General features: G+C 41.5%; 11 protein-coding genes. All 11 read left to right on the plus strand.

Annotated features, from left to right (window positions below; translation table 11 throughout):
• The first annotated feature begins 90 nt into the window (after nucleotides 1-90).
• The 11 genes from FRX45_RS10545 (at nucleotide 91) to FRX45_RS10595 (ending at nucleotide 26,873) form a co-directional block, all read left to right on the plus strand.
• Complete coding sequence (locus FRX45_RS10545; protein WP_152268389.1) at nucleotides 91-2,523, plus strand: ABC transporter permease; 2,433 nt, start codon at nucleotides 91-93, stop codon at nucleotides 2,521-2,523.
• A gap of 86 nt (nucleotides 2,524-2,609) precedes the next feature.
• A complete protein-coding gene (locus FRX45_RS10550; RefSeq protein ID WP_226805235.1) occupies nucleotides 2,610-3,794 on the plus strand; it encodes a hypothetical protein in 1,185 nt (394 codons plus the stop codon).
• A gap of 99 nt (nucleotides 3,795-3,893) precedes the next feature.
• Nucleotides 3,894-6,284, plus strand: a complete 2,391-nt coding sequence (locus tag FRX45_RS10555) for an ABC transporter permease (protein WP_152268390.1) — start codon at nucleotides 3,894-3,896, stop codon at nucleotides 6,282-6,284.
• Nucleotides 6,285-6,379: 95 nt separating this feature from the next.
• Nucleotides 6,380-8,791 (plus strand): ABC transporter permease, encoded by a 2,412-nt coding sequence (locus FRX45_RS10560; RefSeq protein ID WP_152268391.1) that lies wholly within the window; start codon nucleotides 6,380-6,382, stop codon nucleotides 8,789-8,791.
• Nucleotides 8,792-9,056: 265 nt separating this feature from the next.
• Nucleotides 9,057-11,444 (plus strand): ABC transporter permease, encoded by a 2,388-nt coding sequence (locus FRX45_RS10565; protein WP_152268392.1) that lies wholly within the window; start codon nucleotides 9,057-9,059, stop codon nucleotides 11,442-11,444.
• 277 nt (nucleotides 11,445-11,721) lie between these two features.
• Complete coding sequence (locus tag FRX45_RS10570; RefSeq protein ID WP_152268393.1) at nucleotides 11,722-14,085, plus strand: ABC transporter permease; 2,364 nt, start codon at nucleotides 11,722-11,724, stop codon at nucleotides 14,083-14,085.
• A gap of 69 nt (nucleotides 14,086-14,154) precedes the next feature.
• Nucleotides 14,155-16,581, plus strand: coding sequence for an ABC transporter permease (locus FRX45_RS10575; RefSeq protein WP_152268394.1), 2,427 nt, complete (start codon nucleotides 14,155-14,157; stop codon nucleotides 16,579-16,581).
• 118 nt (nucleotides 16,582-16,699) lie between these two features.
• Nucleotides 16,700-19,084: an ABC transporter permease gene (locus FRX45_RS10580; RefSeq protein ID WP_152268395.1), complete on the plus strand. Its 2,385-nt coding sequence runs from the start codon at nucleotides 16,700-16,702 to the stop codon at nucleotides 19,082-19,084.
• Nucleotides 19,085-19,331: 247 nt separating this feature from the next.
• Complete coding sequence (locus tag FRX45_RS10585; RefSeq protein ID WP_152268396.1) at nucleotides 19,332-21,704, plus strand: ABC transporter permease; 2,373 nt, start codon at nucleotides 19,332-19,334, stop codon at nucleotides 21,702-21,704.
• Nucleotides 21,705-22,015: 311 nt separating this feature from the next.
• Nucleotides 22,016-24,412 carry an ABC transporter permease gene (locus FRX45_RS10590; RefSeq protein ID WP_152268397.1) on the plus strand — a complete coding sequence of 799 codons (2,397 nt, stop codon included), beginning with the start codon at nucleotides 22,016-22,018 and terminating at the stop codon, nucleotides 24,410-24,412.
• Between the two features lie 82 nt (nucleotides 24,413-24,494).
• Entirely contained in the window at nucleotides 24,495-26,873 is a 2,379-nt protein-coding gene (locus tag FRX45_RS10595; protein ID WP_152268398.1) for an ABC transporter permease, read from the plus strand.
• Nucleotides 26,874-26,932 lie beyond the last annotated feature (59 nt).

Below are 26,932 nucleotides of genomic sequence, written 5' to 3' on the forward strand. Positions count from 1 at the left end.
CTTCCAGTCCAATCCCCATGATTTCATTTCTGATCGTACAACAGGAGAAACAAACCGCCGGCAACAACAATAACATTAAACTGTATTGTAATGATCAGAAATTATTTAAAAGTAGCACTAAGAAATTTATGGAGAAATAAAACCTTCTCCCTGATCAACATTATTGGACTCGCTACCGGGCTATGCTGCTTTATCCTTATTGCCTTATATGTGCTGGATGAACTGAGCTACGACCGATTTTACAAAAATTCCGATCGCATTTACCGCATCAGTTCCGATATCCGTTTTGGCGGAGCCGAAACAAAGTATCCGTTCACTTCCGACATGATGGGGCAGACGCTGAAAAAGGACTATCCCCAGGTTGAGCAATATACACGCATTTATAATTCCAATGGAAGCAAACTGTTAAAAAAAGGAACACAGTTTATTACAGAAACCCGCGTGGCGCATGCAGATTCAACTTTTTTTGATGTATTTAGTTTACCCGCAATTGCAGGCAATGCGCACACAGCGCTCTATGAACCCAATACAGTGGTAATAACGGAAACGACCGCCCGAAAATATTTTGGCAACGTTAATAACGCTATTGGAAAAATTATTGAAACCGATGACAATGGTAAAACATTGTACAAAGTAACGGCGGTTATAAAAGATATTCCCTCTAATTCGCATTTCAATTTCGATTTTATTTTCTCTATGAAAAATGTGAATTACCAGTGGGGACAGTACGGGAGCCATAATTTCCATACCTATCTTTTGCTGAAACCCGGTATAACCCCGGAAGCTTTTAAAAAGAATTTTGATCAATATACAGACCAATATGTGCTTCCTGAGGCAAAAGCATATTTGCAGATCACCAGTATGGATGAGTTTCAGCAATCGGGCAATAAGCTGGAATATTCATTAACCCCGCTTACCGGTATTCATTTGTATTCTAACCGGCCTTTTGAGCTGAGTCCCGGCGGCAACATACAATACGTATATATTTTTTCGGCGGTGGCTATTTTTATTTTGCTGATCGCCTGCATCAATTTCATGAACCTCACTACTGCACGTTCGGCCAACAGGGCTAAAGAAGTGGGCGTTCGCAAAGTATTGGGTACCGAACGCAAAAATTTAATAACGCAATTCCTTAGTGAATCCATCTTAACTGCTTTCATCTCCTGCATACTGGCCATATTACTTGCTTTTGCCATTATGCCTTTGTTCAACAGTATTTCCGGGAAAACCATGAGTGCGCTCCACATTTTCACACCCGCCATCATTCCTGTTTTGGTGCTATTGCCATTTGCGGTAGGACTTTTGGCCGGTAGCTACCCTGCGTTCTTCCTTTCTTCATTTAGGCCTATAGAAGTATTAAAAGGCAGGTTAAGTTCGGGCCGAAGCAACGGAAGTCTCCGAAGTGCACTGGTAATATTCCAGTTCGCCACTTCTATTGTGCTCATTGCAGGCACCATTATTATTTACAGGCAGTTGCATTATATACAAACCAAAAACCTGGGCTACAATAAAGACCAGCTACTGCTCATTGAAAACGGGTACGCTTTACAAAATAAGCTGGAAGCGTTTAAGCAGGATATGCTGCAGCAACCCGGCGTAGTCAGCGGAACCATCAGCAGCTATTTACCCATACCCTCTTCGAGAAGCGATAATATTTTTTCAGGAGAACAGGTCATTGATGCAAAAAACGGGTTTAGCATGCAGGAATGGGTCGTGGATTATGATTACCTGAAAACATTAGGCATAGAACTTATTAAAGGGAGGAATTTCTCCCGCGATTTTGGAACAGATTCCAACGCGGTTATTCTCAATGAAGCTACAGCAAAAACTTTGGGTTACACTGATCCTGTAGGACAACATATTTACAAATCGGGCATGGGCCCCGGCTCCGCTGCATCGTACACCATTATCGGTGTAGTTAAAAATTTTCATTTCGAATCCCTGAAAAGAGATATTGGCATGGTAGGTTTGTTTTTGGGTAGAAGCACCGGATTCGTTTCTTTTAAAATGAATGCGGCCAATGCCCCGGCAATCCTAAAATATGCGGAAAAGAAATGGAAAACCTATGCTCCTGAAATGCCTTTCAGCTATCAATTTTTAGATGCAGCATTTAACAACGTATACCGCTCGGAGCAAAGGGTAGCAAAAATCGCTATAACCTTTTCTGTACTGGCTATTCTTATCGCCTGTTTGGGATTGTTTGGATTAGCCACCTATATGGCCGAACAACGCACCAAAGAAATTGGTATACGAAAAGTGCTGGGCGCTTCTGTTGGCAATGTAGTTACTATGCTTTCGAAAGATTTTTTAAAATTAGTAACCATAGCGTTTTGTATTGCTGCGCCGCTGGCCTGGTGGGCCATGCACAATTGGTTACAGGACTTTGCCTACCGCATTAACATATCGTGGTGGATATTTGGCATTGCAGGTGTGCTGGCGCTTTCCATTGCTTTGTTTACGATTAGCTTCCAGGCAATAAAAGCTGCAGTAGCAAACCCTGTCGCAGCATTGCGAAGTGAATAACGAAGTAATGCGAAGACTACGATGCATATCGGAGTAAAAAGTTTGAGAACAGAATAATTGTCTAAATGCTTAAAGCAACAGGTAATATGAAACAGTCAGTTTTATTCATAGTATTTTTTTCGCTTACGGTTTGCTGTGCTGCGCAAAGAACTAAAGCAAAAAAAGAAATAGCAGGCACAGAAATAAAAATTCCAATGACGCCCGCCTATTGGGAATTTGATACGTCTGTTACAGAATTTGTTACTTATAAAAATACAAACGTTATAAAAGGTAAAGATGGGAAGGGGTTCCAGGTGTTTCTCAAAAATGAAATTTTTTCAGAGGGCACTATTGAGTTTGATGTGGAGCTAAGCGGTATGGGTTTTCCGGGCATCAATTTCCGCATGTCTGAAGATCGTAAAAATGGGGAAAATTTTTATATCCGTTCCTTCGGGCCTGTTCAGCCCGAAGCCAGAAACACATTGCAATATGCTGCCTTAATAGATGGCATGAGCATCTGGGATTTATCGGATGAATACCAGGCAGGAGCTGCTGTTTATCAAAATAAATGGAACCATATAAAGCTGGTTATCTCAGGTAAACAAATGAAGGCCTATGTAAATGACATGAACAAACCCGCGCTCATCGTTCCTGAGCTGGAAGGCCGGCGTGATTCGGGCAGTATTTCCCTCTCAGGAAATGTTGTGTATGCCAACTTAGTGATTAAACCAAACGCTACTGAAGGTTTAGGCCCCGAAGCGGGATACATCTCAACGTGCAACGATACCCGCTACCTGAGAAGCTGGATGATAAACGCTCCAAAAGATTTCCCGTTTGGAAAAGAGATAATAATGCCGCTGCCCAGTATGTATGGAAAACTGAATACCTCGGAGCTGCCAGACAGCACCACACAATGGATGCCCATACAGGCAGAAAGTCGTGGCATTGTTAACCTAAGCAGAATATACGGGCACAAAGAAAATGATAGCCGGAGAATGGCATGGCTCAAAACTACCATTCAATCTGATAAGGTACAGGAAAAGACGTTGAGGCTGGGTTTTAGCGATGAGGTTTGGGTTTTTATAAACGGGCAAATGCTTTATGTTGATAAAAACTATTTCGGAACACCGCAGCAGAAATCAGGCGGAAGATGTACGGTAGAAAATACCAGCTTCAAACTGCCGCTTAAGGAAGGAGAAAATGAAATACTGATTGGGTTAGCCAATTATTTTTATGGATGGGGAGTTGTTGCACGACTGGATGATATGGACGGTATTAAAATTTTTCGATAAAAATATCAGCTAAAAAAAAACTAAAAAAGACAGGAATGCGAATCAGCAAATTTTATAAATCAAACTGATAAATAAGCGGTATAAATTAAGATATATAACATGTTCAGGAATTATTTCAAAACCGCATGGCGAAACATTATCAAGAATAAAACTTATTCTTTTATTAATATTCTTGGATTAGCAACAGGCATGGCTGTAGCAATGATTGTTGCATTATGGATATATGATGAAGTTTCTGCCAACAAAAATTTTAAAAACTACGATACGATTTACCGGTTAATGATGAACCAAACCTTTGATGGTGTTCGTGGTTCTCAACAAGCTTTGCCTTATCCAATAGGTGAAGAACTTAAAAATAAATTTCCTGATTTTAAAGCGGTGGCAATGTGCGATTGGGGTCAAAACAGATCGTTGATTTATGGTGAAAAAAAGATAAGCAAGTTCGGGCATTTTATTAGTGAAGATGCTGTTTCGATGTTTTCTTTAAACATAATTGACGGAAGCAAAAATCCATTGCACGATCCATATTCAATTGTATTAACAAAAGAAACAGCCAATATACTTTTCGGTAATGAAAATCCCATTGATAAAACTGTAAAGCTGGATAATCAAACCGATTTGAAAGTAACAGCAGTTGTAGATAAGGAACCTAAAAACAGTTCGCTCTCTTTTGATTATTTAATCCCTTTTCAATTGCAGGAAAGTATTTATCCATGGATAAAGCAACATCACAAAACAAACTGGGGAAATAATTCATGGCAAACATTTGTACAATTATATCCTGATGCTAACCCCGCAAGTGTAAAAACAAAAATCAGCAATGTCGTGATTTCTCATCTCACAGATGAGAATATATTAAAGCACATTAAACCGGAATTGTTTATTCATCCAATGTCGAAATGGAGATTGCACAGCGATTTTGAAAACGGTAAAAATGTGGGCGGTTTCATAAAATACGTAAGGATGTTTGGCATATTGGGTTTTATTGTTTTGCTGATTGCCTGTATCAACTTCATGAACCTAAGCACCGCACGTTCGGAAAAAAGAGCCAAAGAAGTTGGTATTCGTAAGGCAGTGGGTTCGGGCAGAAGACAACTCATTAACCAATTTTTAAATGAATCGCTATTGATGGCTTCTTTTGCATTTCTGTTAGCTCTTGGTATGGTTGCACTTGCCTTGCCATATTTCAACAAGCTCACCGATAAAGAAATGAGCCTTCAGGTATCTAACCCAATTTTTTGGTTAATCATGATTTTATTCACTTTTGTTACAGGTTTGCTCGCGGGGAGCTATCCTGCCTTTTATCTTTCTTCGTTTAACCCGGTGCGTATATTAAAAGGAAATTTAAATGCAGGAAAGAAAAGTTCATTACCGCGAAAAATATTAGTGGTGATTCAATTTGCATGTTCGGTAATATTAATGATTGGTACCCTTATCGTTTATCAGCAAATACAATATGGGAAAAACAGGCCAATTGGTTATAATAATAAAGGATTGATTACGGTGAATTGGTCTGATGATATCGCCAAACATTTTGAAGCGCTTCGACAGGAATTGCTAAGTTCAGGTGCAGCTATTTCTTTATGCCAAAGCAATTCGTCCCCTACCGAAATTGACAGCAATAATGATGGCTGGGAATGGAAAGGAAGTCAGCCTGTTGAAAAAGCCGTATTGTTCTCAACAATCACCACCACTTACGACTATACAAAAACACTAGGCATAAAAATGTTGGCAGGCAGGGATTTTTCAAGAGATTTTGCAGATTCCAATTCAGTTATTTTAAATGAATCGGCAGTAAAACGGATGGGACTACAACATCCTGTAGGTGAGGTATTGAAATGGAGAGACAGGCCTATGACTATTATTGGAGTGATACCCGATATTCAAATAGAATCACCTTATCGTTCTATATCACCACTTACAATAATATTCGATAAATATTGGGTAAACAATTTGGACATTAGATTGAATCCGGTTATGTCTGCATCGAAGTCACTTGCTTTAATGAAACCGATTTTTGATAAATACAATCCCGCTTATCCGTTTGAATATCATTTCGCAGATGAAGAATACGCAAAGAAATTTAATTATGAAGAACTCGTTGGTAATCTCGCAGCAATCATTGCAGTGCTCGCCATTTTCATTTCATGCCTCGGGCTTTTTGGTTTAGCATCATTTACTGCAGAGCAAAGAGTAAAAGAAATCGGTGTAAGAAAAGTGCTTGGTGCAAGCGTGTTTAATTTGTGGCGATTGCTTTCAAAAGATTTCCTGATACTTGTTTTGTTGTCATGTGCAATTGCAATTCCTGTTGGCTGGTATTGCATGAATGAGTGGCTGAAAAATTATGATGATAAATACAGAACGAATATAAATGTTGAAGTTTTTGTTGCAGTAACATTGGTTGCAATAGTAATCACATTGCTGACAATTAGTTTCCAGGCAATAAAAGTAGCGATGTCAAATCCTGTGAAGAGCTTGAGGGCGGAATAGAGAATTGTCTGAACCATGATTAATCTGATTATAGATTAATCATGGTTCAGGAACAATCATAAAATCATTTAATCAAAAAAATCATAGTTCAGAAAATGATAAAAAATTATTTCAAAACCGCGTGGCGGAACCTTCGCAGGAACAAGTTGTTTTCTTTCATAAACATACTTGGTTTGTCTATTAGCATTGCTACCTGTTTCATTATCATGTTGTATGTTCAAAGCGAACTCAGCTACGACCGGTTTCACAAAAATGCCGGTGATATTGCAAGAATAATTTTCCAGGCAGACATAAATGGCGGAAAAATAAATGAAAGCGTGGTGATGGCCCCGGTGGCAGCAACCATGAAAAAGGATTTTCCCGAAGTAAAAGATGCCACGAGGCTTTTGAATTACGGTACGCCCAGGATCAGCTTTGAGAACAAAGCTTTTAAAGATGATCATGTGGCCATTGCTGACCCCAACTTCTTCAGCATTTTTACTTTACCCATGATTGAAGGAGATGCAAAAAACGCTTTGGCAAACCCCTATTCAGTTGTGATAACAAAGTCAACTGCAATAAAATATTTCGGGAAGCAGGAGGTGATAGGTAAAACATTTGCGATCAATAATGATACCACGCTATACAAAGTAACGGGTGTTATGGAAGATATACCAGCCCATTCGCATTTCCACTTCGATATATTTGCTTCGATGAAAGGCTGGAGAGATGCTGGTTCCGATTCATGGCTGGGGGGTGGCTTTCATACCTATTTATTGCTGAAACCTGGTACTGATCAGCAAAAAATGCAGGCACGGTTTCCGGACATGGTAGCCAAGTATATGGGCCCGCAAATTCAAAAAGGGATGGGCTTAAGCCTCGAACAATTCAGAACTAAGGGAAATAAACTGGGATTTGTGCTCCAGCCTTTAACTTCTATACACCTGCATTCTGATACGTCTAATGAATTTGAACCGGGCGGAAATGCTACATACGTATATATATTTGGCGGTGTTGCGCTTTTCATGCTCATTGTAGCCTGCATCAATTTTATCAATCTCTCTACTGCCGGTGCATCCAAAAGAGCCAAAGAAGTGGGTATACGGAAAGTAGCAGGTTCCGGTAAACTTCAACTTATCAGGCAATTTTTATTCGAATCGCTGCTGATAACCTTTTTTGCATTACTCATTGCGTTTGTATTGTTGCAACTGGCGCTTCCCTGGTTTAACAACATCTCCGGAAAGCAATTGAGCATCGGGTTAAATCCTGTATTGGCATTTATCATGCTGGGATTGATTGTTGGATTGGCGGCCGGAATTTATCCCGCGTTCTACCTATCCTCTTTTAAACCAATTGCTGTATTAAAAGGAAAACCTGCCGGCAATAATAAAAACTTTGCCTTGCGGAGTGGACTGGTTGTTTTTCAATTCTTCATTTCAGTGGCTTTGATCATAGGAACCATAGTGGTGTACCAGCAAATGAAATATATACAAAACAAAGACCTGGGATACAACAAAAATCAGGTCATTACTATTCCCAATTCATGGGCTTTAGGCGCAAACGAAAAAGTATTTAAGCAACAAATGCAGCAGGATCCCCGTGTATTAAATGCAACAATGTCGTGGTATAAGCCTACAGAGCCCAACAACTACAACAATGCACTGGGCTACCCGGCCGGCAACGACAATTTAATAGTAAGTGGTGTAAACTATTATGTAGATGAGCAATATATCCCAACCCTGGGCATGCAAATGATCAGCGGAAGAAACTTCTCGAAAGATTTCGCTACCGACTCCAGCGCCATTATTCTGAACGAAACTGCAGCAAAGGCTTTAGGATGGAATGCAGAAACAGCTATTGATAAAACAGTGATAAGACAGAACAGCTCTAAAGGCGATAATTTTCCTTTTCATGTCATTGGTGTTGTAAAAAATTTCAACTTCAAATCCCTTCACGAAGCCATCAGTCCTTTGTATATGACCCTGCAACCCGAAGGCGGATTGATTTTTAAAGTAACCAACAGTGATATATCCGGTCTGCTGGCTGCTATGAAAACAAAATGGGACAGTTACAATACAGAAGAACCGTTTACTTTTTCTTTCATGGATGATTATTTCAACAAAGCTTATGCAGCAGAGCAAAAAACAGGTACCATACTGAACATCTTTGCGATACTCACCATTTTTGTGGCTTGTCTTGGCTTATTTGGACTGGCAACCTATACTGCAGAACAACGCACAAAGGAAATAGGCATCAGGAAGGTATTAGGCGCCAGTGTAACTCAGGTAACCCAAATGCTTTCCAAAGAATTTTTAAAGCTGGTATTGATTTCATCGCTTATTGCTTTCCCGGCTGCCTGGTGGGGCATGAATAAGTGGCTGCAAAACTTTGCATATCGTATTGATATTTCCTGGTGGGTATTTGCTGTAGCAGGATTGGCCGCGCTGGCAATTGCCCTGCTCACAGTGAGTTTCCAGGCTATAAAAGCAGCAGTTGCGAACCCGGTGAAAGCGTTGCGGACGGAGTGACCTCACCCCCGGCCCCTCTCCGCGTAGCGGAGGGGGGTGCCTAAATTTATGGCTGGTTGAGTGAATGGCGAGAGGAGCAACCTGGCATTCAAGGCAACCGGGAAATAGAAGAGATGTAAAAATGTAAAGCGCTTATCCGGATTTATTCAAATGCTGATATGGAAGAACTAAAAGTTTGTAATTGTTATGTAGTGCCGTCCCTCTCCATTGCATGGAGAGGGATAAGAGGGTGAGGTAATATCAAATCCTAAATATCAAATCTCAAATGATAAAAAATCTCTTACTCGTTGCGCTGAGGAATTTTAAAAGAGACAAATGGTATAGCCTCTTAAATATTCTTGGGCTTACCATTGGAATAACTTTTGGTTTGTTCCTTATCTTTTATATTAAAGATGAGTTAAGCTATGACAGGTATCATAAGAAAGCTGATAGAATATTTCGTGTAAACTCCATCATTAAGGAGGCAGACAGGGATACCATGCGCTGGGCGATAGCGCCCTTTCCAATGGGACCCGCTTTGGCAAAAGATTATCCTGAAGTAGAGGAATCCGTTCGATTTGTAAACAGTGGAAGAACCATGTTTAAGAATGGTGGGTTAAGGTTGTATGAAGACAAGGTATTTTTTGCCGACAGTAATGTGTTTCGTGTATTTACTTATCCTTTTATTGAAGGAAATCCACAAACAGCATTGAAAGAACCCAACACAGTTGTACTTTCTCAATCATCAGCTATAAAATTTTTTGGCACAAACAAATCTTACGTTGGTAAAACTTTGGAGAATGTTAATGGTAAGGTATACAAAGTAACGGGAGTGATGAAAGACGTTCCCAAAAATTCCCATTTCATTTTTAATATCCTGGCTTCGAGGAGTTCGCTTCCGGCCGATTTCGCGAATAACTGGGGGAACTTTGATTACTTCACCTATGTATTACTAAAACCGGGTACAACGGCCGCCGTCTTTGATAATAAGATGAAACCCATGTACGATAAATACCTGGCTTCCATTTTTGCGCAGTATAATATTAAAATAAAGTTTGAAGCGCAACCCATCACCTCCATACATCTTCATTCCAATACCGCTAACGAGCCTGAAGAAACGGGTAGCATGTCTTATATCTACATATTTTCGGCTGTTGCATTTTTTATGTTGCTGATCGCCTGCATTAACTATATGAATCTCACTACCGCGAGATCAGCGAGAAGAGCAAAGGAAATAGGTATAAGAAAGGTAACCGGTTCAAATAAAACACAACTGGTATTACAGTTTTTGATTGAATCAACACTTACGGCTTTAGTTGCTTTATTATTGAGTATAGGGCTGATTGCGCTGTTCCTTCCAATGTTCAATACACTGGCCGGGAAATATATTTCGTTCGGTACATTATTCAGACCAGATACTATACTTATTCTGCTGGCTGTAGTTGTGTTTGTTGGAATTGTGGGCGGCAGTTACCCGGCATTTTATCTATCAAAGTTTAACCCGGTTGATGTATTAAAGGGAAGCTTGTCAAAAGGCTCCAGCAATGCTAATTTAAGAAAGGCTTTAGTGGTGATACAGTTTTCCATATCCATGATTATGCTCATTTGCACATGGGTGGTATATGGACAACTTCGATATTTAAGAAACAAGGATCTTGGTTTTGATAAAGCCCAGGTGATGACTGCATCGGCTGTTACAGACAGGGATATACAAAGTGCTGTTCTTTCTTTTAAGAATGAAATGCGCAATAACCCGCAGGTACTTTCTGTTAGTGCTGCAAGCTCAGTGCCGGGGCAGGGAAATAGTTTTAATTTATTTTCTGTTCAAACAAAAGACGGATATGTAGATAAAGGAGTAGATGTATATGCTATTGATGAAGACTATATTAAAACACTCGGTATTAAATTGGCAAAGGGCAGAAACTTTTCAGGACTTCCGGATACGCTGCATGGTATGCTGGTGAATGAGAAAATGGTACAGGAATTTGGCTGGGGCGATAATCCGCTTGGCAAAAGAGTGAAATTTCCCGGTGATACTTCAGGTAATTATCTTGAAGTGGTAGGCGTAGTGAAAGACTTCAATCAAAAGTCATTATACAATCCTATTACTCCATTGATCTTATTGTACCGGCCCAATACCAATCTTATCCAGCTAAAATTAAGCACTGCAAATATTTCTTCTGCTATTACGCGTATAGAAAATACCTGGAAAAAAATATTTCCCGATATTCCTTTTCAGTATACATTCCTTGACCAGGATTTTGATTCTCAATATGCCGCCGATCAGAAACGTGGAAAAATATTTACCGCATTCTCTATACTTACAATACTTATTACATGCCTTGGACTTCTGGGTTTGATTGCCTTTACAACAGAACAAAGACAGAAAGAGATCAGCATCCGTAAAGTAATGGGTGCGAATGTTGGCCAGATCGTTCCGCTGATTACTAAAAATTTTGTTGTACTGGTTGGATTATCCTGTATTGTAGCTTTTCCGGTTGCATGGTATTTTATGGCGAAATGGCTGAAGATATTTCCATACAATACGGGGTTAAGTATAATGCCATTTATACTTTCAGCGCTGGTTGTGTTGTTGATAACGATGCTTACGGTTATATTTCATACCGTAAGAGCGGCTGTTGCTAACCCGGTGAAGGCTTTGAGGAGTGAATGATACAAATGTGGAGATGTGAAAATGTGGAAATGCCTGCCCGACTGAATAGGCGGGTGAAAATGAAAGCGGTGGGTACGCTACGAAGGAAGCGTCAGACCGCAGGCAAATGTGGAGGTGTGAAAATGTAATGCTGGGATTAGTTCAATAGATGATGTGGTAGTTAATATAACCTGAAATTGTACTATAGCACCGTCCTTCTCTATAGGAGAAGGATAAGAGGATGAGGCTAAACTTCTCAGGAGAGATCAAAACCAAAAGTAAAAATCATAAACAATAAATGTTTAGAAACTATTTCAAAATCGCCTGGCGGAATATTACAAGGCATAAAGCATATTCCATACTCAATATAGCAGGACTATCTATTGGCATGGCCTGCAGTATACTTATTTTGCTTTGGGTACAGCACGAGTTAAGTTATGATCGCTTCAACCGGCATGCACATGAGATATACCGTCTCACCTGTAATGCCGGTGATTTCAAAGCTGCCGTAAGTCCGGCAGGTATGGCGGAAGAATTGCGGGCGGAAATGCCGGAAATAGAAGCTACGGTACGTATAAGCAAGCCGTCTACCAGCCTGGTAGAAGTCGGTGACAAAAAATTTGAAGAACATCGTGTTTTTTTTGCTGACTCCAATTTCCTGCAGGTCTTTTCCTATGCCCTGCTTAGTGGCGACCGTAAAACAGCACTGAACAGCGCTGACGGTGTTTTAATCACTCAGGATATTGCAAAGAAATATTTTGGGAGCGAAGATGCTGTAGGTAAAATGATACGCGTAAACAATAATGAAAACTTTGTAGTAAAAGGCATTTTGGCAAATGCACCGTCTAATGCTCATTTCCGGTTTGATATCATTTTTCCTATGGCAACGCTTGCCCGGACAGACTATGATTTGATCAACAAGGTTTGGGGCAATTTTAATTTCTATACATATATTCAGTTTCATAACAACTTCAACAAAGCAGGCATACCCGGTATCATCAAAAAAATCAAGGCCATTCACAGGGCGCATAACGGCGACGGACTCAAAGTGGATTTTCACCTGCAGCCATTACCGGATATTCATCTGCATTCTGATCTGCAGATTGATTTGCCCGGACATGGCAATATCCAGTATGTCAACATTTTTTTCATAGTGGCTATCTTTATTCTTGCGGTAGCGTGCATCAACTTTATGAACCTAGCCACAGCCCGGTCAGCGCGGCGTGCAAAGGAAGTAGGATTGAGAAAAGTTGTTGGTGCCAGCCGTTACCAGATCATTCTCCAGTTTTTAGGTGAAGCCATGATCATTGCCTTCATTTCACTGCTTGTTGCTATCGGTATAGTATACCTGCTATTACCGGTATTCAACACCCTGTCTGGAAAGGAATTGACTATAAATGCGTTTAGTGGCGAGCTATGGATCAACCTGTTGATCATAGCATCCGTCACCGGCATCCTGTCTGGCAGCTATCCTGCTTTATTCCTTTCAGGCTTTAAACCGGTGAAAGTGCTGAAAGGAAAAGTTAAAGTGGCGGACGCCAGTTTTATATTACGGAATACACTTGTTGTTGCTCAATTCGTAGTAGCTATATTGTTGCTCACAGGGACCGCTGTAGTATACCGGCAACTGAATTTTATTAAAAACAAAAATCTCGGCTTCGACAAGGAAAACCTGCTGTATGTACCCATGACGGGTGAGTTGTGGAATAAGCGGCAGTCATTGAGGTCTGCACTGCAACAAAATCCGCTTACCTCCGATTTTTCAGTGATTTCAGATTTACCTACTGCGCTCATTTCCGGCACAACGGATATTGATTGGCCGGGTAGAGATCCTAAATCTCAGGTAGTAGTGCCTTCAATAGATGTGGATGTAAAATTTATGGATGTTTTCAAAGTAAAGCTGCTTGCCGGCCGTGGTTTTTCCGCGGCGCTGACAACAGACAGTTCGAATTACATGATCAATGAAAAGATGATGCAGGTGATGGGAATGAATATAAATAATGTGGTGGGGCAAAACATCAGGTTTGGCGATAATAAAGGGACGGTGATAGGGGTAGTAAAAGATTTCAATTTTAAACCGTTGCAATATGCCATTGAGCCATTGGTACTGAGATTTAACAAATACGGCGGATTGGTAATGGTACGTACGCAACCCGGAAAAACAGAAGCCACTATAGCCGCGCTGAAAGACATCAGCCACTCCCTCAATCCTTCTTATCCATTTGCTTACAGTTTCCTCGATAAGGATATTGATAATTTATATCGTGGCGAGCAGCAGATGGGTGGCATATTTAATCTCTTTGCCGCACTCGCTATTTTTATTTCCTGTCTCGGGTTATACGGATTGTCTGCCTTCATGGCAGAACAGCGTACAAAAGAGATTGGCGTACGCAAAGTACTGGGGGCTTCAATATTCAATATCGTATATCTTTTGTCTGCAAACTTTACGGGGTTAATATTGATTGCGATGTGCATAGCAATCCCCCTCTCTTGGGTGGCCATGAGCAAATGGCTTGACGGGTTTGCCTACCGGATTGAATTCAACTGGACCATATTTCTTGCAGCCTGTGCAACTGCATTATTGATTGCCTGGCTAACGGTGAGTTATGAATCTATTAAAGCGGCGGTGGCAAATCCTGTGAGATCACTCCATACGGAGTAATGCAAATTTGAAAATGTGAGGAGTGTGAAAATCAACAATCAATAAATCAGACATCATAAATAACACTTTATGTTCAAAAACTATTTTAAAATCGCATGGCGCAACCTGGCAAGGCATAAGGCGCATACCACTATTAACGTGGCAGGACTTGCAACAGGCATCGCTGCTTCCCTGCTCATTTTTATAGTGGTGTCATATGAACTGAGCTACGATACCTTTCAAACAAACTACAACAGCATTTACCGCATCGTCACATCATCAAAGCATGCAGACGGTAGTGTGGATTATAACCCAGGTGTACCATGCCCGGCTTATGATGCATTGAAAGCAATTTTTCCTCAAATTAAAAAAATGGTTGCATTGAACGCAAGTTCCCGCAACCAGTTTACCGTTCTGGGAAACAATCCCAACAGTGATGTGGCGATCAGCAAAAAATTTATAGAAGAGGGCAATATGATTTTTACCCAGCCTGCTTATTTTGATATATTCAATACGAAATGGCTTACAGGAAACAAAAAATCCCTGGCAGACCCTGGCAATGTCGTCATTGACAGATCTACTGCCATAAAATATTTTGGCGATTGGAAAAACGCTGTAGGTCAGTTCCTGAAATTAGATAACACCGTACTGCTGCAGGTATCCGGTATTGTAGAAGATATGCCAGCCAATACCGACTTCCCGATAAAAATATTTGCATCGTACGAAGCCTTTAAAAAATACCCTGATAATTTTGGTTATTCTGCCGAATGGGGAAGCCTCAGCAGCAATCACCAGTTATATTTCATGCTCCCGCCACATGTAACTGCAGAAAGTATCCGGTCCGGAATAAAAGGCTTCGTCAAAAAGCATTCCCGTAATACAGGACGGGATGAAAGAATGCTGGTACTACAGCCCATGAAAGACTTTCACTTTAATATGCAATATGGTGCACTTGGTGATCACAGCTCCAGCAAAACGATTTTGTTAACACTTGCGCTGATTGGCGTACTGATCATTATTATGGCTTCCATCAACTTCATCAATCTTTCCAGCGCACAGGCTATTGGCCGGGGTACCGAAGTTGGCATCCGCAAAGTTTTAGGCAGCAGCCGTGGTCAACTTATACGCCAGGTAATGGGCGAAACCTTTCTCGTTGTTTTCTTTTCACTTATGCTGGCGCTCGGTATTGCCAGATTGGTGATGCCCTGGTTAAGCAATGTTGCCAGTGTCCCTCCCGGCATTTCGCTGTTCACACCGGCAAGCAGCCTATTCTTAACCACCGTATTGATTTTGGTTACCCTGTTATCCGGCGCCTACCCCGCTTTGATCATCTCGGGGTTTAAACCTGCGCTTGCGTTAAAAAGCAAGATCAGTGTTGCCAGTATGGGTGGCATTTCCTTAAGAAGAGTTTTGGTTGTTACGCAATTTGCCATTTCACAGGTGCTGATCATTGGAACTATAGTAGCCGTTAGCCAGATGAAGTTTGTACGCAATGCAGACCTGGGATTCAATAAAGATGCGGTGCTGGTGTTGCCTTCAAATAGCAGCAGTGAAAACCTGGCCAGAAGAAATCCGCTAAAGGAACAATTGCTGCAAAATCCCAATGTAATAAGCGTTTCATTTGCAAGCGATGAAGCTTCTTCCGAAAACAACTGGGCTTCCAATTTTGCTTTCGATAATAAAGAAGATGCCCCCTTCCCGGTTTTTTCTAAATATGCTGATGAGGATTATGTACAAACATTCGGATTGCAGATAATAGCCGGAAGAAGTTATTCGGCCAGTGATACAGTAAAGGAATATTTAATTAATGAAACCCTGGCAAAGAGACTGGGATTACAGGATCCCAAACAAGCTGTTGGAAAGAACCTGCGGATGGGTGGCGGCCAATGGTTACCGGTAGTAGGTGTAGTAAAAGATTTTAAAGTAAACTCCCTGCGTGAAGAAGTAAAGCCACTGACTATCGCAGCAAGAAAAGATTTCTATTTTACAATTGCCGTAAAGCTCCGTACGCAAAACCTTGCTCAAACAACAGCCCAAATACAAAAGCTATGGGAAAAAACATACCCGGAATATGCTTATACCAGTCATTTTTCTGATGAAACCATAGAACGGTTTTACCGACAGGAAACCCAGCTATCGCTGCTGTACAAAATTTTCGCCGGTATTGCCATCTTCATATCCTGTCTTGGGCTATATGGATTGGTGTCATATATGGCTGTACAAAAAACAAAGGAAGTGGGCATTCGCAAAGTACTGGGCGCAAGTATAAGCAATATTGTATTGTTGTTTTCGCGTGAATTTACTTTGCTCATTGCCATCGCCTTCCTGGTTGCAGTGCCGGTGGGCTGGTATATCATGAACGGCTGGTTACAGAATTTTGTTTACCGGATTGATATGGGCCTAGGTGTTTTTGTGCTAGCCATTGTTGCATCGCTCACCATCGCATGGATAACGGTTGGTTACAGGGCGGTAAGAGCTGCGTTGGCTAACCCGGTGAAGAGCCTTCGCACCGAATAGCTACGGCTCTCAAAGAGCGTTTGAGAACGGAATAATACAAATGTGGGAAATGTGAAAAATATTAAAATCAAAATCAACTAACCTCCCTACCCCTGGGCAAGACCAATAATCTTTTTTTATGATAAAAAACTATCTGAAAATAGCGTTTCGCAACCTGTGGCGACACAGGGTGTTTTCATTTATTAACATCATGGGACTTACAGTAGGTATGACGGCCTGCTTCCTTATTTTTCTATTTGTGAAATTTGAATTGGGCTACGACGCATTTAATACAAAAGCCGATCGTATTTACCGCATCGTTTGCGATATTAAAACGCCTACCGAAGTCATTAAAGCAAGCGGTCCTTCATGGGCAGTGCCACCGCACATCATCAGCGAGTTTCCCGAAATTGAATCGGCAGTGCGCGTTGGTGATGTGAGCCTACTGGTACGAAAAGGAGATATCAAATTCCAGGAAGAAAATGCACTATGGGCCGACTCTGCTTTTTTTGGCATGTTTGATTTCAAGTTAATTCATGGCAATCCTTCAACAGCTTTAAAAGACCCGTTAAGCATTGTTTTTTCCGAAACAGCGGCAAAGAAATATTTTGGCAACAGCGATCCTGTAGGACAAACACTCTTATTAACGGGAGAAGGGATAAGTGCAACCGTAACAGGCATTATGAAAGACATGCCGGAGAATGCGCATATAAAGGCAGACATGCTGGTGTCTATGACTACGCTCACCAAAAAATTTAATCCCGGGCTCGATGACCAATGGGGAAACTATGGCGCTTCTGCCTACCTGCTGTTAAAGAAAGGAACAAATGCCAAAGCCCTGGCAAGAAAATTCCCCGACTTCCTGGAAAAGAGAAACGGTACCGAAATGAAGCAACAGCAAATGTATGCTACACTATTGCTCGAGCCACTAAGAGACGTTTATCTTCGTTCCACACGAAACGGTGATTCTAAAAAGGGCAATATCAGCAATGTATATATCTTTTCCGTTATTGCCGTGTTTATATTACTGATCGCATGTATCAATTTTATCAATCTTACTACTGCACGATCCAGTGAAAGAGCTAAAGAAGTAGGCATAAGAAAAGTAGTGGGTGCGGCCAAAAGCCAACTGGCACGACAATTTATAGGAGAATCTGTATTGCTGTGTCTCCTCTCTTATATCCTCACCACCGGGCTGGCGGCACTGCTGCTGCCTTCGTTTAACCACATGGCTGGTAAAACCATTGCTACAAGTATTTTTGCAGATCCGCAACACGTTCTTATCCTGTTTATTGCCTCAATAGGTATTGGTTTGCTGGCAGGCGCCTACCCTGCACTGGTATTATCTTCGTTTAAGCCCACAACTGTACTGAAAGGACGCTTTGCAACAGGCACACGCGGTATCGTTTTGAGAAAAGCACTGGTAATAGGACAGTTTACCATTTCCATTGCGCTGATCATCGGAACACTCATCGTATATACGCAAATGAAATTTATGCGCAGCCGCGACCTGGGTTTCAGCAAGGACCAGGTAATGGTGATCAATACCAACGGCGACCCGGGCAGAATGGCATTTAAACAATCCGTGTTAAGTGTTCCGGGCATAAAATCTTCGGCGCTGTCATCGAGCGTTCCCGGTGGGGGAAATCGCGGCGCTTATTCCGAAATAGAAAACAGGAAAGGTGATTTACAAATCGCTAATCTTGACCTGTATTTTGTTGACTTTGATTACATCAACCAGTTCAATATAAAAATGGCGGCAGGGCGTAGCTTTCAAAAGGAATTTGGAACAGATACCACGCAGGCAATGTTGTTAAACGAAGCTGCAGTAAAGATGTTTGGGTACAGTAGCCCGGAACAGGCAGTCGGCCGCCGTTTCAGGCAATGGGGCCGCGAAGGAAAGATCATCGGTGTTATGAAGGACTTTCATTTTCGTTCTTTGCAACAAGACATTAAACCGTTGAGCATGCGTATAGAACCCGATGGCTGTGACCTGGTTTCAGTAAAAGTGTCTGCCACCAATTTGCCGGCAACGATTAAGGCTATCGAAAGCAAATGGAAAACAACCATTCCTAACCGCCCGTTCAGCTATTATTTTTTGGATGAATTTTTTGACAGGCAATACCGGAGTGAAGAACGGTTTGGAAAACTATTTCTGAATTTTGCGGTATTGGCCATCTTCATTTCTTGCCTGGGTTTGCTTGGGTTAGCATCTCACAGCACCGCGCAACGTACCAAGGAAATTGGCATTCGCAAAGTAATGGGTGCATCGGTAACCAATATTGTAAATCTTTTATCAAAGGATTTTTTGTGGTTGGTGTTCATTTCCTTTGTGATAGCTGCACCGCTGGCGGGATACTCGATGTACACATGGCTGCAGGATTTTGCATACAGGATAAACTTAAGCTGGTGGGTGTTTGCAGTGGCTGGTATAACAGCCGCACTCGTTGCGCTGATAACCATCAGTTTCCAGGCAATAAAGGCAGCGGTGGCCAACCCGGTTCAGTCATTGCGAACGGAGTGAAGCAAAAGTTGCTCCGTACACGGAATATAAATGTGAAAATGGAGCCGGTCGTCACGCGACATGAGAAGCGTCAGACGGCTAGTTCAAAACGATAAACAACATAACACCGGTTGAAGTGTAACATTTTTTTTACTGATACGTACATACTATGCAACATTGATTTTTTTTGCCGGTCTTTACTTGGGCCGGCGCCTGTCGTTTTTGATAATATTCCGCCGGCGGGATTTCATCTTTCTTATACAGTCGTATGATTAAAAATTTCTTTAAGACAGCGTATCGCAACCTGGTGCGCAACAAGGGCTTTTCAACCATTAATATTACCGGGCTGGCCATAGGCATGGCCAGCGCTATGCTTATCTTACTCTGGATACAGAACGAAGTGAGCTATGACCAGTTCCATGATAAAAAAGACAGGATCTACGAAGCCTGGAACCGGGCACGTTTTGACGGCAAGCTTATGTGCTGGAACACCACACCCAAAATACTGGCAAGAACGCTCGAGCATGACCTCCCTGAAGTAGAAAGGGCCGTGCGGGTAAACTGGAACAGCAACCTGCTGTTTACTGTAGGCGATAAAAGAATAATGAAGTCCGGCAATACGGTGGATACAGGCTTTCTTCAAATGTTCAGCTTTCCCCTGCTCAGGGGCAATCCTGCCACAGCGCTCAATGATATGCATTCCATCCTCCTTACGGAAAAGATGGCAAAAAGCCTTTTTGGTAATGAAGACGCGATGGGTAAGATACTTAAAGTGGATAACAAGGATAATTTTACCGTAACAGGTATTTTAAAAGACTTTCCCAATCATTCAAGATTTACTTCCGAATATCTGATACCCTGGTCGTATTTAAGGCATACCGGCGGTGATGATTCCAGTTGGGGCAACAACAGCACCCGCACCTATGTAATGCTGAAGCCCAATGCCACGCTGGCTTCTGTAGCCCCCAAATTGCAGGTATTGAAGCAAAAATACGATGAGGAAGCGCGTACAGATAAATGGGAAATGTTTATATATCCCTTGCGAAAATGGCGGTTGTATTCGGGTTTTACCAACGGAGTGGAAGACGGCCGCGGACGCATTGAATTTGTACGTTTGTTTGGCATTATAGCCGCGTTTATTCTGCTCATCGCCTGCATCAATTTTATGAACCTGAGCACGGCGCGCAGCGAAAAAAGGGCAAAAGAAGTAGGTATTCGCAAAGTGGTGGGCGCCCGCAAAGGAACACTGGTGGGGCAATTTATCGGGGAATCCATTTTATTATCGTTCCTGGCAGCCCTGCTTGCCCTTATTATTGTAGTCATTAGCTTACCCGCCTACAACCAGCTAACAGATAAAAAGTTGTTCATTGATTTTGCGGATATTAACACCTGGCTTGCGGGTATGGGCTTTATTGTATTTACAGGCGTGCTGGCAGGCAGCTACCCGGCGTTTTTTCTTTCGTCCTTTCAGCCGGCAAAAGTGCTCAAAGGAACTTTTAAAAAGGTACACGCTTTGGTTACGCCACGTAAAATTCTGGTAGTACTTCAATTTACATTCGCTATTATCCTTATTATCTGCACCATTATCGTTAAGCAGCAGATTGATTATGCCCGCGACCGGCAAACAGGATATGATAAAAACAACCTGGTCTATCATTTCTTTTCAAACGATATTGAAAAAAATTATGCGCTTATTAAGAACGAACTGCTTGCTTCCGGCGCTGCTACATCGGTTGTAAAAACCAATTCGCCTCTTACAGAAGTGTGGAGCGATGGCTGGGGACAGGAATGGGAAGGAAAAGATCCGAACGATAAAACGGATTTTTACCGCTATGTGGCCGATGACGGGCTGGGAACCGCAACAGGCATGCAGTTCGTCCAGGGGCGCGACTTCGACCTGAAAAAATTTCCAACAGATTCAACAGGAATGATCATCAACGAATCTTCGCTGAAGGTGATGAAATTTAAAGAGCCGCTTGGCAAAACAGTAAAAGACAATGGTATATCGTGGCATATTATAGGCGTAATAAAAGATTTTATCATTACTTCTCCCTATGAGCCCATCCGCCCGATGCTCATCATGGGTGCAAAATCCAACTGGTTTCAAACCGTGCTTATTAAGCTTAACGATAAGCAGCCCGTTGCACAAAACCTGAAAGCTGCCGAAACCATTTTCAAAAAATACAATCCGGAATATCCTTTCGATTACAAATTTGTTGATGAGGAATATGCCAAGAAATTTGAAAATGAACAACGGCAGGGAACCCTTGCTGCATTGTTCGCAGGACTTACCATTTTCATTTCCTGCTTAGGATTGTTTGGACTGGCTACCTATATGGCCGAAAACAGGATTAAAGAGATTGGCGTTAGAAAGGTATTGGGTGCATCGGTTACGGGCATCACCGCCCTGCTCTCAAAGGATTTTTTAAAGCTTGTTATCGTGTCTTTTATTATCGCTGCACCATTGTCGTGGTGGGCCATGTACAAATGGTTGCAGGATTATTCTTACCGTGTAAGCATTCAATGGTGGGTATTTGCATTGGCCTGCCTGGTATCGGTAATGATCGCGCTGCTCACCATCAGCTATCAATCTATAAAAGCGGCAGTAGCCAACCCGGTGAAGAGCCTTCGCACCGAATAGCTACGGCTCTCAAAGAGCGGTTAAGAACGGAACAGGATGTCTGATGTCTGATTTAGTGATGTCTGATTTAAAAATAAAATCAAACATCACAGATCATCAAAGCAGAAATTTTTTGAGCCAACCCTGTGGCTCATCCCCGCCGGACTGGCTCAGTCGTGCGGGGTGAGGCACCGTCCGTTATCGTACACCTTTCGTCCGTTATCGCACAATATCTTTTATTAAAGGTTACAAGTAATTACAATTCAGCTTGTTACAAAGTGGCACATGTCTTGGGAAAATAGCTTCATCCGCTCATTCTTCAAGCAATCCATATGTTCAAAAATCACCTCACAACAGCGCTGAGAACGATAAGGAGAAATAAAATTTTTTCAGGCATCAATCTCCTGGGACTGGCGCTCGGGCTGGCCGCATTCTGGCTGATCGTTTTATATATAGCCGATGAACTGAGTTACGATCGTTATAATGCCAATGCCGAAAGGATAGTACGCGTAGTGCAACATTCGCGGTGGAGTGACAATGATCTTCACCTGGCCCTAACTTCGGCTCCCTTTGCACCTGCATTGAAAACAGCTTTCCCTGAAATTGAAGATGCGGTAAGAATTAACACTGAAGGCGGAGGCATCATTACTTATGGAGATAAAAACATAAAACAGGGTGATATCGTATTTGCAGATAAAAGTTTATTGCATATTTTTTCTTATGATTTTTTATACGGTGATGCCGGTTCTGCCCTGAACCAGCCTTCGGCTGTAGTAATTACGAATAGCCTTGCCCTAAAACTTTTTGGCAGCGCCGAAAAGGCTTTCCACCAAACCATTTATTTTGATAAGCAGTTTCCATCCACTATTACTGCCATTATTAAAGACATCCCAGGTAATTCGCATTTGCGCTTTAGTGCGGTACGCCCCTTCCCAGCTGATGATACGGGTGACTGGCAAAATTTCAGCATCTATACTTACCTGCTTTTAAAGGAAGGGATTAATTATACAGAACTGGAAAAAAAGCTCCCGGCTTTTGCGGCTGAAACCATTCAAAAAGCAATGGGAATTACGGATTATAAAATGGAGTTGCAACCGCTTACATCTATTCACCTGCATTCTAATCTTGGATACGAGCTTAGCGCTAACGGAAATATTAACCGCGTTTATACTTTTGCTGCTATCGCCCTGTTGATATTGATCATTGCCATGATCAATTATATGAACCTTACTACTGCGCTTTCTGCTTCACGCATAAAAGAAATTGGGGTGCGCAAAGCCATTGGTTCAGGAAAGCGTTCTATTGCAGGCATGTTCATTACAGAAGCAGTGCTGGTAACATGCATTGCGGCATTCATTGCAGCAGTTATAGTATCGCTAACGCTTCCTTTGTTTAATGAACTTACCGCAAAAGAGCTGTCGGCAAACCGTTTTGGTATTTTAAATACTATCCTTTGTTTGATTGCATTTTCACTGTTAACCGGCTTCATCAGTGGTATTTACCCTTCTTTATTTTTAGCAAAATTTAAACCTATTCCTGCACTTAAAGGCCAATTGGGAAAGCAATCCGGAAGTATATTCTTCAGAAAGTCATTGGTGGTTTTCCAGTTTGTAATTACGGTGGTAATGATTGCAGGCGCTGTTATTATTTACCAGCAATTACAATATGCTTTGCACACCAATCTCGGGTTTAACAAAGACGAAGTACTCACTTTTCATATTGATGATAAAAAGGTTCGCAATCAAATACCAGCATTAAAAGCACAATTGTTGCAAAACCCTCTTATAAAAAGCGTGGCTGCAGCAGGCAATCCTATTGGCAATAACAACCTGGGCGGCAATGGATATAAATATGAAGAAAACAATGGCGCAGTTTCGGATCATACAAAAATGGCACAGGAATTAATGGTGGATGCTGATTTTGTAAATACAATGGAAATAAAACTATTAGAGGGAAGAAATCTTTCTGAGGCTATACCCGCTGATCAATCCGGTTCCGTTTTAGTTAATGAAACACTGGTAAGGGAATTAGGGTGGAAAGAACCGGTTGGCAAACAAATGCTGAAAGCATCGGATGACGATGGGAACACAGCACCTAAAAAAGTAATAGGTGTTATAAAAGATTTTCACACGTATTCATTGCAACACAAAATAGAACCCCTGGTAATGGTAATGCCATCGGCCTCTTCTATGGAAGATAACCTGTATGTGCGGATTGCAAAAGGGAAAATTCCAGAGGGGCTTGCTTACATTGATAAAGTGTACCGCCAGTTTGATAAAACGAACCAGGCTACATATCATTTTCTTGATCAGAACTTTGCAAAGCAGTATGACGCGGAAAAAAAACAGGGCCAAATCGCTTTCTTATTTTCTATACTCGCCATCCTTATCGCCTGTCTTGGACTATTCGGCCTCGCTACTTTTTCTGTCAGCCAGCGCATTAAAGAAATAGGAATCCGCAAAGTACTTGGGGCCAGTGTGGCAGGCATTGTGGTCTTATTATCAAAAGATTTTTTAAAGCTTGTACTCATTGCATTGTGCATTGCTACTCCCATTGCATGGTACGCAATGAGCAAATGGTTGGAAGATTTTGCCTACAGAATCGAATTAACCGGAGGCGTATTTATTGTAGCCGGAATAACGGCTTTGGTTCTGGCATTGCTTACGGTAAGCTTCCAGGCTATCAAAGCAGCAGTTGCGAACCCTGTGAAGTCACTTCGAACGGAATGATTTTAAATTAAGATGGAGGCAGGATGAACATTCCTTCCTTATTAAAGCGGGATGAGAATAGAATAATTAACAAGCTATTTATATGATAAAAAACTATCTAAAAATTACCTGTCGGAATTTAATAAAGGACAGGCAATTTACACTGCTAAATCTTTCGGGGCTTTCAACGGGACTTGCTTGTGCATTATTGATCTGGCTTTGGTTAACAGATGAACTTCAGATGGATAAGTATAATCCGAAAGATGAGCAACTCTACCAGGTAATGCAAAATATCCGTCAGGAAAATGGCATACAAACACTAGAAAACACTGCCGGAATTCTGGCTAAAGCTTTGGCAACAGAAATGCCGGAAGTAGAATACGCATCAACAGTTGTACCGGCTTCATGGTTTTCCAGCAGCGGGATTATTTCCTTTGACAACAATAGTATAAAAGCGGGAGGTCAGTTTATCAGCAAAGATTTTTTCAATATGTTCTCCTGTTCTTTTATAGAAGGAGATAAAAATAAATTATTGACCGGGAAACATTTCATAGCCATCTCTGATGAATTAGCCCAAAGGCTTTTCCACACGACCGAAAATGTCGTTGGAAAAAGCATTGAATGGAACCAAAACGAATTTAATGGTTCCTATCTGATAACAGGAATATTCAGGAAAAACCCGGCTGCTGCTTCTATGAAATTTGACGCTCTTTTTAATTTCGATTTATTTGTTGAAAAGCGGCCCGGCATGCAGGAATGGGGTAATAGTGACCCTTATACCTATGTGCTGCTTAAAGAAGGAACAAATGTTAATCAGTTCAATAATAAGATCAGAAATTTTTTTGAACAAAAAAGCAAAGAGACCGGAAGAACACTATTTATACGGCGATTTTCAGATAAATATCTTTATGGGCAATATACCAACGGCATAGTAACCGGGGGAAGAATTACCTATGTGAAATTATTTTCTCTTATTGCCATCTTCATCCTTGTGATCGCCTGCATCAACTTCATGAATTTATCAACAGCAAAAGCCTCCCGTAAGGTAAAAGAAGTGGGCATAAAAAAAGTAGTAGGGGCACGCAGGTTGTCCATAATCATGCAATACCTTGGAGAATCTGTAATAATGAGTTTTTTATCATTATTCGTGGCTGTTGCATTAATTATCCTGTTGTTGCCTGCATTTAATGATATTACAGGTAAAACCCTCACCCTGCGGTTCAGTAACGCGCCTGTTTTATCCGTTATCTTAATTACGCTTATTACAGGGATTGTGGCTGGCAGTTATCCTGCATTTTATATTTCAGGCTTTAAACCGGCTGTTGTTCTTAAAGGGAAACTTAAAACATCTCTGAGTGAATTATGGATCAGGAAGGGATTGGTGGTTTTTCAGTTCACCTTATCGGTAATTGCCATAGCGGCTGCTATTATTATTTACAGGCAGGTAAATTATATACAATTCAGGAATCCCGGGTACAGCAGGGATAACGTTATTGATTTCGCAATACCGCTCGAAATGGATCCGGCCAAGATCGCTGCCACAACGTCTTTTGTAAATGAATTAAAAAATATATCGGGGGTGATACAAGTTGGCAGTTATTATCATAACCTGAATGGAGACCACGGCGCTATAAGCGATTTTCAATGGCCGGGCAAAGATCCAACAAAAACGATCAATTTTTCGAACCTCGAAGTTGGCTATGGTTTTATTGAAACAGTTGGAATAAAAATGAAAGAAGGAAGAAGTTTTTCTAACAATAACAATACATCCGGAGAGATCATCTTTAATGAATCAGCTATAAAGGAAATGGGGCTTAAAGACCCCATTGGAAAAACGATAAAATTCTGGGGGCAGGAACGGCAAATAGTGGGAGTAGCCGAAGATTTCAATTTTGAATCGTTGTATCAAACCATAAAACCCTGTTTTTTCCAGGCTTATCCTGTTATGCCTAATGTTATCGTTAAAATAAAGCACGGAACAGAGAAGCAGACCATTGAAATGATTAAAAAAATTTATAGCGATTTTAACAAGGGGCTGGTTTTTGATTACAAATTCCTCGATGCTGAATACCAGGCCCTGTATGTAAGTGAAACAAGAGTATCTGTATTGTCAAAATATTTTACAGGACTTGCCATTATTATTTCCTGTTTGGGTTTGTTTGGGTTGGCCGCTTTTACCGCTCAACGAAAACAAAAAGAAATAGGGATCAGAAAAATTGTGGGCGCCACGGTAAGCAGCATAGCTATCATGTTATCTAAAGACTTTATGAAACTCATACTTTTTGCTGTTTTGCTTGCATTTCCTCTAACATGGCTGACAATGAATAATTGGCTCAGTGAATTTGCTTACCGGATCTCTATTGGTATGGATGTTTTTCTGCTGGCAGGAATATCAATTCTGTTAATAGCAATAGTAACCGTAAGTTTCCAGGCCATCAAAGCTGCGGTGGCGAACCCGGTGAAATCGTTGCGCACAGAGTGAACCTCACCCCCCCTCTCCCCGCTGAGGAGAGGGGCGCCTAAGGTCAGTGCGTGTGGAGT

The sequence above is a fragment of the Agriterribacter humi genome (assembly GCF_009192765.1).
Classification (GTDB): domain Bacteria; phylum Bacteroidota; class Bacteroidia; order Chitinophagales; family Chitinophagaceae; genus Agriterribacter; species Agriterribacter humi.